This is a genomic window from Methanobacterium sp. CWC-01, from assembly GCF_030323845.1.
GTDB lineage: Archaea > Methanobacteriota > Methanobacteria > Methanobacteriales > Methanobacteriaceae > Methanobacterium > Methanobacterium aridiramus.
Map to the genome: position 1 here is coordinate 1,574,767 of NZ_CP040735.1, position 12,067 is coordinate 1,586,833.

General features: G+C 40.1%; 12 protein-coding genes. 7 read left to right on the forward strand and 5 right to left on the reverse strand.

The features are described 5' to 3' along the window. Positions 1-55 precede the first annotated feature (55 nt). A complete protein-coding gene (locus FGU46_RS08590) occupies positions 56-1,207 on the forward strand; it encodes a tyrosine-type recombinase/integrase (RefSeq protein WP_286474120.1) in 1,152 nt (383 codons plus the stop codon). 148 nt (positions 1,208-1,355) lie between these two features. On the opposite strand, the gene FGU46_RS08595 is transcribed toward FGU46_RS08590, so the two are convergent. Together FGU46_RS08595 and FGU46_RS08600 are read right to left on the reverse strand one after the other, a co-directional pair. Beyond that, positions 1,356-1,514 carry a hypothetical protein gene (locus FGU46_RS08595; protein ID WP_286474122.1) on the reverse strand — a complete coding sequence of 53 codons (159 nt, stop codon included), beginning with the start codon at positions 1,512-1,514 and terminating at the stop codon, positions 1,356-1,358. A 32-nt stretch (positions 1,515-1,546) separates the two neighbouring features. After that, the gene (locus tag FGU46_RS08600) at positions 1,547-1,909 is read right to left on the reverse strand and encodes a DUF3566 domain-containing protein (RefSeq protein WP_286474124.1); all 363 of its coding nucleotides are present in this window, start codon (positions 1,907-1,909) and stop codon (positions 1,547-1,549) included. A gap of 300 nt (positions 1,910-2,209) precedes the next feature. On the opposite strand from FGU46_RS08600, the gene FGU46_RS08605 reads away from it, so the two are divergent. The 5 genes from FGU46_RS08605 to FGU46_RS08625 all read left to right on the forward strand — a co-directional run bounded on the left by FGU46_RS08605 (position 2,210) and on the right by FGU46_RS08625 (position 8,364). Further along, positions 2,210-4,474, forward strand: coding sequence for a phospholipase D-like domain-containing protein (locus FGU46_RS08605; protein WP_286474127.1), 2,265 nt, complete (start codon positions 2,210-2,212; stop codon positions 4,472-4,474). Between the two features lie 140 nt (positions 4,475-4,614). Beyond that, a complete protein-coding gene (locus tag FGU46_RS08610; protein ID WP_286474129.1) occupies positions 4,615-6,195 on the forward strand; it encodes an MFS transporter in 1,581 nt (526 codons plus the stop codon). Between the two features lie 66 nt (positions 6,196-6,261). Then, entirely contained in the window at positions 6,262-6,624 is a 363-nt protein-coding gene (locus FGU46_RS08615; protein ID WP_286474132.1) for a DUF5518 domain-containing protein, read from the forward strand. Between the two features lie 110 nt (positions 6,625-6,734). Further along, the gene (locus FGU46_RS08620; protein ID WP_286474134.1) at positions 6,735-7,898 is read left to right on the forward strand and encodes a hypothetical protein; all 1,164 of its coding nucleotides are present in this window, start codon (positions 6,735-6,737) and stop codon (positions 7,896-7,898) included. A 97-nt stretch (positions 7,899-7,995) separates the two neighbouring features. After that, entirely contained in the window at positions 7,996-8,364 is a 369-nt protein-coding gene (locus tag FGU46_RS08625; RefSeq protein WP_286474135.1) for a rhodanese-like domain-containing protein, read from the forward strand. A gap of 225 nt (positions 8,365-8,589) precedes the next feature. Here the strand turns inward: FGU46_RS08625 and FGU46_RS08630 are convergent, their stop codons facing one another. Beyond that, positions 8,590-9,660, reverse strand: a complete 1,071-nt coding sequence (locus FGU46_RS08630) for a winged helix DNA-binding domain-containing protein (protein WP_286474137.1) — start codon at positions 9,658-9,660, stop codon at positions 8,590-8,592. Positions 9,661-10,032: 372 nt separating this feature from the next. Here FGU46_RS08630 and FGU46_RS08635 point away from each other — a divergent pair, with 372 nt between their 5' ends. Then, positions 10,033-10,326, forward strand: coding sequence for a hypothetical protein (locus FGU46_RS08635; protein ID WP_286474139.1), 294 nt, complete (start codon positions 10,033-10,035; stop codon positions 10,324-10,326). A 161-nt stretch (positions 10,327-10,487) separates the two neighbouring features. Here FGU46_RS08635 and FGU46_RS08640 read toward each other — a convergent pair whose 3' ends face one another. Both FGU46_RS08640 and FGU46_RS08645 read right to left on the reverse strand, forming a co-directional pair. Continuing rightward, on the reverse strand, positions 10,488-11,105 hold the full coding sequence (locus tag FGU46_RS08640) for a hypothetical protein (protein WP_286474142.1): 618 nt from the start codon (positions 11,103-11,105) through the stop codon (positions 10,488-10,490). A gap of 73 nt (positions 11,106-11,178) precedes the next feature. Continuing rightward, positions 11,179-12,066: a PAS domain-containing response regulator gene (locus FGU46_RS08645; protein WP_286474143.1), complete on the reverse strand. Its 888-nt coding sequence runs from the start codon at positions 12,064-12,066 to the stop codon at positions 11,179-11,181. Position 12,067 lies beyond the last annotated feature (1 nt).

The following is a 12,067-nucleotide window of genomic DNA, read 5'->3' on the forward strand; positions in this document are numbered from 1 at the left end:
AATAAGTATATTTAATACCACAGAAATGTTTGATAAATGAAAAGGCCTGATTATTATGCAGGAATCTGAAATCGAAATATTTAATGATCCATATTTTGTTAAGTTCATTAGGGGCAGGAACCTCTCGGAAGCAACTGAAAGAGTATATGCTGGAAGATTAAGATCTTTTTTTGAATTTGTAGGTAAAAATCCATCTCAGTTAATTAAAGAGGCTCAAAAAGATGGTTTAAGAAAAGTAGATGAGTTTTTCAACGATTATATCGAAACCCTTAAAAAAGGTGGTAAATCCTCAAATACAATTATTAACCGAGTAGATACTGTAAAAGCATTTTATCATGCTTTTAATGTTGATACTAAGGACATTAACAAAATAAAACTTATTGAACCCCCTCATTTGGAGAATAACATACTCATTTCTTTAGATCAGATTAAAGAAGCTCTCGAATTAAGCAACTTGAGAGATAAAGCCATAATTTTGCTACATTTATCATCGGGCATGGAGGCCACAGAGTTAAGATGCTTAACTTATGGGGATTTTATTAATTCCATTACAGAATACCTCGATTTAGAACCTGAAGAATTATTTAATGTAAAAAAAATAGCGAATAAACTTCTTAAAATAGATGAAATTGTTGGAACTTGGAAAATAGAAAAAAATAGGACTGGCAAACCTTACGTTACCTTTAACACTCCTGAATCAACGAAAGCCATTATAAGCTACTTGATTGATCGAAAAAGGAAGAATAAAGATATTAAATCACTTAACGATCCTCTTTTCGTTAATTCACAGAACCATGCTTTAAAGAAATCTTCTCATGGTTCTATCTTTAAACGTGTGAACAATAGGGCCAACTTTGGCTACTTAACAAAAAAAAGACGATTTTTTTCTTCTACTATGCTTCGAAAGTACTTTAAAAATAAATTAAATGAATCAGGAATGGATGAATCAACCATAAATGCTCTTCTAGGACAAAAATTGAATGATAATATTGATTATCATTCTTACAATGAAATAGAAGTCCTTAAAAATAAATATATCGGCGCCTTAGATGAATTGTCCATAGATAAAGTGGCTATTGAAAGAGAAATCATCCCTGATGAATATAAAAAACTACTGGATAGACTTAACGAAAAAGAAAATGAATTAGAAGAAATTAAAAAACATATAAATCGACTAACACAATCAATGAATTTGAAAGATGTATAATAACACTTGTATAATGGCAGTGATTTATTATTTGTATTAATTTTAGTCTAATTTTAGTTACTTTGTTAAAGGTTCATGTTCGTTAGTTTTACAGATTAATAAAGACAATTTTAAAAAATAAAAGTAAGTATTCATGCTTTCATTTAGACTATTTTGCGAATAAGGCCGCAATACCACCGAAGAACAACATGAATACTGCAAACCATGCTAGCCAATAGATTAAGAAGGGGAATACCAGTATTAGGATTGCGATAATAATTGCAAGTCCAATCATCCCACCTGCACTCGCTTGTTGTGTTTCAACCATTTACATCACCTCTTTATTATATCAAATCTTTTTTATTCAAGTTCTAATTTAATGCCGCCGATTCTGGGTGCTAGTACGTTGTAGAGTAGGGCTACTATTGCAGTCAAAATAAATGTTCCGATAAATGCTTCTATAGGCCATATAATGATTAGATATAGGGCTCCCATGGATGTGATTGAACCTGCCACTGAATTCACTATTGCTGCTGTTTCATTGTTTAAACTGATAATAATGGTGCTTAGTTGGTATATGGCTGCATATCCGATTATGAACCAGATCACTCCAAATATGAATGCTAGAATCAATGTAATAACTGATACTATCAAAGAAACAGCGACTACTGGCAAAGATTTTACTTCTTTAATCATGGTTTTTGCTTCTTTTACTTCTTCCATCTATTTCACCTCCTTTTAATGGTTATAAAATGTTATATGTTGATTATGATATAAATAATTATACAATTTAAATGTACTATTAAATTTATTAATGGGCCTTCAGACAAACCAGCTAAGAAGTGATTATAATATTTTTAATGGTTTGATATGATGGAAAAAAATTTTCAATATAAATCCCATATAATTTATACCAAGAGCAATAATCTGGTTAGATTTTTTTATTAGTTGGAAGGTCTTTATTCCGGATTAAATGCTGTTTTAAGCTTCATAAACTAGTTCAGTAATGAAAGGGGGATTTCTATGGAAATTAAGGTGTATGGACAACTGGTGGACGATAACGAAAAACCCATCTTTGGCATTCAATTAAAGGTAATTCTAGACAATTCTTCCTTTTTTGCTGATGCTCCTACCATCAGTGATGCTGTAACTGATGAAAATGGTAAATTTGAAATTGATTTAACTTTAAATCTCGAACAAAAGGAGAAATCGGAAAATAAAATAAAAATAGTGTTTTTAATCGATGAAAAACCGGTAATGAACATTTCTAAAGAAATTGAAGATGTTGTTGATTTTGGGGTTATAAAATTTCATAATGGAAATATTGGAGTTGAAGGGCAGATTAAAGATGAAAAGGGTAATCCTGTTGAAGGATTGATCGTAATAGCCGAAGATGTTGATTATGGGAAAATTGAATTAAATGCCCTGAATCTCATAGAATCTAAGGTTAAATCTTTTATTAAAGAAGGAATTTTAATTAAGGAAGAAGGAATTTTAGGAAGTTCCCTGGATTTTATAAAGGACAAATATAATCTCTTATTCTCCTTGAGGGATGATCTTTTAGGATCTTCGATTACCGATGAAAATGGATATTACCGCATCATCTATCCCCCAGAAAAATATCTAGAAATTCTCGACAAAGATCCGGATATAAGAATCATAGTTAAGGATAGGCTGGGTGTATTCGAGCTTAAAGAAACGGAAGTCCACCAGAACATCACCAGCACCATTGAAAAAATAAGGGATATTATTATTTACCGGGCTGAGATTGAGGGATGGCCGGTTACATTAAACAGTGCTTCACCATCCAGAGTGAGTTCGAATAATAATTTTGAAATATTGATTGATAATCATGTGGCCTGGGAAAAGATGGTGGAAGTTATCGAGCAAGCTAAGTCCTACATTTACTTAACCCAGTTTATATTTTACCCTGAATTCGTGCCCCGATTCTTTTCATTCTCAGATGATCCATCAGATTATAAAAGCGATGATCCGTTAGCATACAAACTTTTAGAAGCTCAAAAACGGGGGGTGGATGTTAAAATTATCATAAATGAAAATAGGGTGGTTCCTGATAATTACGACGAGTTATATGCTTATTTTAAAGAAAGTGATGTGAAAGTAAGAAGATTCCCAGCCAAAGGCCCATTTTCTATGCATGCCAAGGTAATTGTTGCCGATGGAGAGAAAGCATTTATAATTGGATCACCCTTTACTCAGAGCTATTGGGATACCAGTAAACATGACATTAACGAACCAAGACGTTTGGATAAAAACGAAGGCCCTTACCATGACGTTTCAACGTATTTCGAAGGTCCAGTAATCAACCACCTGGAAGAATTTTTCATTGAACTCTGGAATTATCTTTCCGACCTGGATTTCGATGGTGAAGATAAGATTAATGAAAATAAATCTTTAAATAAAAAAATAAGCCGTATTATAACCTCAGAAAAGATAATGGACTTCAATCCCGATCTGAGAGTTGAAAATGAGTCGCTACAGATCGTAAGATCCATAACCCCCGAGACCCTATCCAAAAAAGGAGAAGCCGGAGTGCTGGAAGCGTACAGAAAAGCCATCACCAACGCCCAAGATTTTATTTATCTCGAAAACCAGTACTTCACCAATAAATACATTATCGGGGCTTTAAAAAAGGCAGTTGAACTAAACCCCAAGTTACAGGTCATCATGCTCATTAATGAAGTTCCTGACGTTCCCACTTACCGGAGCTGGCAACATTACGGTTTTGAATTCATGGGACTAGACCTGCAAAGGTTAACCATTGAACATCCTCAAATTGGAGTTTTTGCCAAATGGTCAGGTAAATTCTCTAATGGAAAGAACAAACTGCATAACTGTTACATTCACAGCAAAGTTGCCATCGTAGACGATATATGGGCCACAATAGGCACTGCTAATCTTGACGGATCTTCATTGAGTGTCGCCGAGGAGTTTGGAAGTAGTGAAATATCAGAAAATCACCGGAACATGGAAATGAATGCCATAATGTTTGACATGAACTCCCCCCAATCTGGTTACATTGAAAACTTCAGAAAAATACTGTGGGGAGAGCACTTAGGGATGGATATTACCAACCTGGAACGTCCTCTAGAAGGATGGCTTGATCTGTGGAAAGAGAAAGGCATCACCAATCTAAGCCAATTAGAAAAAGAAGAAATAAGTCTAAATGGCGGAATATTGCCCTACAGCACTAAGAAGAATGTAAAAGAGCAAATTAAAGATTTAGTAGAACAGTATAAGAGAATAAAAGGAAGATTCAACCGTTGATAAAAATTCAACATTTATTTTCAGGATTTAGTCCATCCCCAAGTTTGGAGTGATTAAAGTAATTTGCCAGCATAGCATATTCACTACATAGTATATTCATATACAAGCAATCCCTTAGGTATTCAAGGGTTTTGAGAAAAATGGATGCGGAATTAAACACCAAAGAAGATTCTGACCCCGGGATGATGGTACTTACCACCCTCATCCTGGTGGCGGCGGTGGCCAATCTTAATTTATCAGTTGCCAATGTGGCTCTACCCTCCATCGGATTTGCTTTTGACGCTTCACAGGTACAGATTAATCTGGTGGCAGTTGGTTACTCCCTGGGGCTGGCTGCGTCGGTACTGTGGTTTGGGGCCTTGGGAGACCACCATGGCCGGAAGATGATGCTTATCATAGGCACTCTGCTGGCCATACCCGCATCCATCGTAGCTGGCTACGCTCCTTCGGTTGAGATCCTTATTATGGCCCGTATACTTGGTGGTTTAGCTGCAGGAATGGCTTTTCCTACCACTCTGGCACTTATAGCTGCTTTTTGGTCCGGTGTAAGACGAACCAGGTCCATTGCATTATGGTCCGGCGTAGGGGCGGCTATAGCCTCCCTTGGACCGGTAATCTCCGGATACCTTCTCACCTTTGCCAACTGGGGTTCCGTATTTCTAGTGACATTACCCCTGGCTGCGGTGGCTCTCATAATGGCCATAATGTTCATTCCCGCTCATATAAACGAAACTAAAGCTCCAGTAGATAACATTGGAGGTCTTCTATCTCTTTTATTACTGGGAACCTTAATCCTGGCCATTAACTTTGCCCCGGTTCCTGGTTCAAGAGCTATGGTTATGGGGTTAATAATCATTGCCGCTGCTGCTGGTGTCTTATTTATAAGGCGCCAGCGTAACGTAGAGAATCCTCTCTATGATCTTAAAGTAGCCAGTCGTAGCATATTCTGGGTGGCGGCCTGCGCAGGTACCATTGTTTTTGGTGCACTAATGGGGGCCATGTACATTGGCCAGCAGTTCTTACAAAATGTTCTCAGCTACTCCACCCTGGATGCCGGGATCTCAATTTTACCGGCAGCAGCACTGATGATTCTGGTAGCACCACGATCTGCCCGGCTGGTTGAGTCTCATGGGGCCCGTTTTACACTCCTTTTAGGATATTTATTCTGCTTGTTAGGATTCTTCACCATGCTGTTCTTATGGCAGGAGAACATTCCATACTGGAAGGTGGGGCTGGCCTATGCCCTAGTCGGAGTGGGGGTCGGGTTGGCAGGAACTCCTGCTTCCCATTCCCTCACTGGTTCAGTTCCGGTTAAACGAGTGGGTATGGCTTCGGGAACGGCAGACTTGCAACGAGATTTTGGAGGTGCCATCATGACCTCCATATTCGGCGCCCTGCTAACCGCTGGTTACGCCAGTTCCATTGCATCACAGATCAGTGCTCTGCCGGCCTCTATCCAGGAGCAAATATCCAGCAGCATAGAAGTAACACTTCAGAAATCATTTTCCAGTGCCATGGCCCTTGCACAGCAGCATCCCCAATATTCAACCCAGATCATAAGTGCCGCCAGAGCTTCATTTTTAGCAGGAGATCATTGGGCCTACATTGCCGGGATAGTAGCCATCATTATTGGAGCGGCCATAGTATTCTTCAAGTTCCCGAAAAAAGACCAGGAGGAACAATTGCTCGTGGAGTACCAGGAAGCTGACATTGAAAATTAATACAAATGTTTAGATAGGTTTAATTCCATATTCTATAACACCAATACAAAGATAAGGGGGAATTATATGGTAAAATGGGGTCCAGTTATTGTTGGATTTATTTTAGCAGTGATACTGGGTAACTTGTTTGGATATTTTGTCAACGCCTACTGGGGTGTTAACCTGGGACTGTTCATTGCTGGATTTATTGTGGGATACTGGGTTCATGAAGGTCTTTTGGGAGGTCTTTGGAATGCTACCGTGGCCGGAGCCTTCGGATCAATAGTGCTGGCCATTCTGTTAATCATTGGAGGAACCATTTTTGGTGGTATCGCTGGATTAGCAGCAGGATTAGTCACCGGGTTAACCCTGATTCTGGTTTCACTAATCGTGAATATCGTAGCCATGGGGATTGGGGGAGCTATTGGTGGCCTGTTGAGCGGCGACTAATCTAACTCATCATCCTTTTTTATTTTTAAGATTACTATTGATTTTCATAACGTCCCCAGACAGTCCCCAGACATCAATTCCTACGAGGTTTAAATTTAAAATATTCTAAAATGAATCAATTAACCAGATTAAAGGTAGATCTGCTCTGTAAAGGCATCCGGGTGGATCCCAACGCACCCTATGCCCGGGAGATAGTACCGGAGGCATATGCTGAAAGTGGAAAATCAAGGGCCGGAGTGGCTGGTAGTGGGAAATCATTCATCCTAGACCACCAGGAACCCTGTAACATTGGAGTTCTCCAGCCCTTCCTGGAAGAATCACCCTACCAGTTTAAGATCATTGACCACCAGGGCTGGATACTAAAGGATGGTGAAAAAGTTATAAGAGCCACCCTAAGAGAACCTGCCTGGCATTTAACACCCCATTCTGACCAGATACAGTTACATGGTAAAGATACCCTGGCCACGGCCCTGTCCAACTTTTGTACCTACAAAAAAGAGGGACAGGGCTGTAAATTCTGCATAATCGATGTGGGCCACCGGGTGATATTCCGCCATCCCCGGCAGGTGGCCCGAACCATAGAAACCATCCAAGAAAATCCAGAATTACGGGCCTGTTTTAACCTAGAGGACAAGTACAATCCTGACCTTAGCGATAAAGAGATCTTAAAAAGAAAACAATACGTTGAACCCAAGGACATTAACCTAAACGCCGGGGCACTTAAAAACGCGGCCTGGATATATGGAAACACCATTGCGGAGATAAGAAAGGTCAGCAAACTACCCATATTCATCGAGATAGGGCCACTTAACCTGGAAGAAATCGAAGATTTGCATTCTAAAGGCACTGATGCCATTAGTTTCAACCTGGAGGTTTATGACCAGAAAAGGAGGGAAAAGGTCATTCCCGGAAAAGCTAAGAGAAATTCTCTGGATGCTTACCTGAAGTCCATGACCAATGCAGTGAATGTGTTAGGAGAAAACCAGGTCAGTTCCTGGATACTGATGGGTCTGGAGCCCCCGGAGAAGACCATGGAGGGGATTAGAAAAATAGCCCAAACCGGGGCCATACCCCTACCCAAACCCTTCCGGCCACTATACGGTGCAGATTATGAAAAAAAACGCCCTCCTAAATTGGAAGATGCAGTCAGGATCTACCAGGAATGGTTGGATACTGTTAGGGAGTGCGGATTAAATCCTCTAAAAGCTAAAGCCGGGTGTGCTCGATGCAAAGCCTGTTTCCCACTGAAGGAATTGTTGAAATATGGGATTTAGCCATAAAAGGGGTCGGTGAATTTTTATGGCGGCAGACTTGATATACGGTAAACCTAAGCCCCGAGTGACCCCTTAGTTCTATAACGGGAGGAGTCTGATGTCGGAATCTAAAAAAGACCAGATGGGAACTATATCACCCCAGGATGCGTTTAAATTTATTAAAAAACATGAGAATGACTCTAACTTAGTTGTTCTGGATGTTAGACCTCGGGATGAATTTGCAGCAGGACACATCCCCGGTGCAAAGAATCTAGATTATGATGGTCACCAATTCAGAAAGAAGGTTTTAAACATGGATAAAGATAAAAAATACATCATTTATTGTAAAAGCGGGGTAAGGGGAGAGTATTTCATGGGAATCATGAAAGAACTTGGTTTTCACCATGTCTATAATATTTTGGGGGGATTCGTGGGTTGGAACATCAGTAAACTTCCCCTGGAAGAAGGAAAATCGGGAGGACATTGAATGAATGATAGGGAAGTGACTCGGTGGGGGGATGCTATTCGAGCCTTGCTCCCAAAGGGGTTCTTAATGGTTTCAGGCAAGCTTCCTAAAGAACCAATGGCAAGTTACGGGGCCTTTCTTTATGAACACTCCTGAAAAGATCCAACAAGCCCCTAGAAGACCTGAAAAAAATCAACACGCTTGTAAAATAAGGTATGATTATACATCTATTGACGACTCCACATCCTATTTAACATCATAGGCTGTCGCGCCTAAAAATTCGACATAGCGTTTTCCTGCCGATTTCAAGGCATTATTCTCCTTGGCATCAAGTATTCTGAAAAGTATTGAGGTTATAATCATCCCATCATTCTTCAAATCACGCTTCCAGGTTCCTACAACCTCACCATTTATGGCAATGGTGTTTTTAAAACGGTTACCCACCGCCACCTCCTGAGCGGAAGGTGTAACCAGTGATGCGCTGCGATCTTTATAGCTGATCAAAAATTCATCGAAACTGGGGAGTAAGTGAACCTTTGGCAAGAGATCTGACTCGAGAGTGGGGTGAGGGGTTCTCCAATAAGTTTTACCATTCAAATCTTCCGATACTAAATCTGACATCACACCCTCCAAACCTTCCCGGGCATCAGCCATGAGCAGTCCCGACCACCACACAAAATCCTGGAGAGTAGCTGGGCCACGGGTGGTGAAGTATCGTTTAGCAAGCTCCACCAGTCCATACTCAGGTTTTATAGTGTTATTTTTAGGTAAAGAATCCAGGGAAATGTAGGAAGGGTTGTTTCGGATCGTTACACTCTGGCAGATTAGGCCATCCAGAGAAGCCCTCTGGAGCAGGTAGGCGGCACGCTGCCCCTTAGTGGAGATGCCATTCTCTTCGAGAATTAACAACAGGTCCCTCCGATTTGACTCTTCCCCCTCCTGTAAAGCATTCTTCAACACTTCATTGCTACGAGCCAGGGTAGGTTCATCCAGTTCCAGCTCCCGGTAGCGCCGGGCATTCCTGGAAATGATTCTTGGTGCTAAAAGGTTTAGCATCCAGCGCACATCTGATGCTGCCACAAAATGCAGAGTACCACGCATAAGCCAGGTTCGCACCATCTTTTTTTCGCTTAGGGCCTGTTCAATCATGGCCTCAGTACTCCCTGGCAAGCGCAGACCGAGTGACCATTTGGCACCCTGATAGTCCTGGGCCTGAATTGCCGCTAACCAGGATAACAATCTATCGGGTTTTATGAATTTGCCTTTCTCCAGTTGTTGGTTGTGAAGTCGGATTTTAGGGATATCTGCGGTTTTCATGTGGCTTTAAAATATTTTTTCTACCTTAACAGTAACTTATAGTAGTATGGAATTTATTCTCCATTTAATTTTCTTTGGGAGCGTTTCAAGGGAGCGGTTTCAGCAAATATTACTTGGGATTTATTATCGAATAAATACAAAAATAAAAGTAGAGGTGATATCATGGGCCCACTGTGACACCATGGATGGGCCAGTGGTTTCTGCCTGTAGAATGGCACTAAAAAGTGTTAATGTTAACTATACGCGCCCATTAGTCTTAAAAAGGCAGAAGAAGAATTATCTTAGGCATTTGAAAAAAATGTGAAGGTCCGGACTAGGAGGGATGCAGCCCAGTAGTTGATCTCGGGAAATTGCATTAGGAGGTGTATTAAGATGGATCCGCAGCCTATTGTGGGAACGGTGAAAAATTGTAAGGTGGAGTGCCGGCCACAGGATCTTAAACCCTATGGGGAGGGTGTAAAGGTCATGATCGTTTCAGAAAAATTGTTTCTGGAAATGATTGCCAGTTTATCTGAGATGGAAGAAGATTTAACCCAGTTGAAAGCCCTGAACATCCATGAAAAGGTGAAAAGGATGGAACGGATTACTCGTGATCTGGGAACTAAATTCAAAGCATTATCTTACCGGGAATATTTGGGTGAAGAAAAAGACGAGTATCTGAAGTAATCTGCCTTTTCAGGGTGGTTAAATGGGGAATATAAATTAATAATGAACGCTTCCATGTTTAATGTCCCGATTTTGCAGTTTGTGAGACTGGTGCACAAACATGACAATCTAACTAAACAGAATATTCTAAAAAATAGATAAGGGACAAAGGTATTAAGATATTATCTGTCGAACATGGAGTTAATTATTATCTGAGCAGCTTCTAACCCTTCAAACGCGTCTAAACGACTTATCTCGGCCTTTTGAAAGTCTGAATTCTCTTTTAGATTTAACAAATCCTTGAATATCTTTTGGGCGTGTTTTTTATGATGTTTAGCATTTGCCAACTCAGTTTTATGGCTTAATTTAATTTTAGGTTGGTAATTAATTTTCAGGTTCATAGTATATGCAATGGCATATCCCTCTGCCGCCGATGGTAAAAGTTTCACTGCATGCCATTTTTTATAAGATATCACCGTCTGCAGTTCCTGGTCATTGGTTGCATCCTTGATTTCATTTTTAAGAGCATTCAGCCAGTTCAGGCCAGTAGAAATCTTATCCATCAACATAAGATACTTTTTATCAGATATTCCTGTACATTTGACCCTGGTTTTTGCCAGTTCCAATCTGGCTATGGTTTTTTCTGCGCTGGCGATATAATATTCCTGGTTCCTTTTGAATATTACCGATTGGGATTGTTTATCAAGGCCTTCCAGGTAGGGTTTTAAGGCTGTTGTCTGATCCCCTTCCAGGGTCCAGTAGGACATGCCCCCTGCCTTTTTTTCGCCATAGTGGGGCATTTCTTCACTTCCTAAAAAAATAACTTCGACATTCTAAGAAATACTAAGTGTGATCCAAACTGGATTGTATAATCTAGGTAAACTTGTCATGAAAGTCCTCCACGTTATCCTGTTGAATAAGTGGTTTCATGGCCTCCACCATACTGCCCATGATTAAGAAGAACTCATTATCTTTCTCTATCATGGCATCCATTAAGGATTTTTCCATCCCTTTACGTGCGCTGATATCGGTCATGATAGAAATGGCTCCTAAATAGTCATTTCCTTTAAACAGGGCGCTGGTGGCAATGAGAAAACATACTTTGGAACCTTTATGGGTGATAAATTCCAGTTCATAGGTCTGCGCGGGTCTTTTTTTGAGGCTGCTCAAATGATCCTTTAATTTATATTTGTCAGATGGCACTGTAAAATTAAAGATATCCCTATCTATCATCTCGGTCACACTGTAACCTAACATTTTGGCCATGGCTTCGTTTACATATTTCAGTTTGTTCTGGGAGTTTATTAAAAACACTCCGGACTGTATCTTCTCCACCATAAGTCGATATTTTTCTTCGCTTTTTCTTAATTTTCTTTCAATACTTTTACGCTCTATGGCATACTTTATGGATCGGGCTAAAAGTGGGCTATCTATCTGTCCTTTAACCAGGTAGTCCTGAGCACCCTCTCCCACGGAACTAATGGCCAGTTCCTCGTCTGAAAATCCGGTGAGGATGATGATGGGCAAATCTGGAGCTTCCTGGTTCATGCTTTTAACGGTCTCAATTCCCTGGCTGTCGGGAAGATTTAAATCCAGAAGTAAAATATCAAAATCAGTGTTCTTAAGATGGTTTATTCCATCATGAAGTCCCTTGGCATGTACAACCCTGAAATCAAGACCATAAATCTCCTTAAACATTTCCCTTATTATTATCACATCGCCGGGGTTATCCTCTACTAAAAGAACCTTAATTTCATTCATT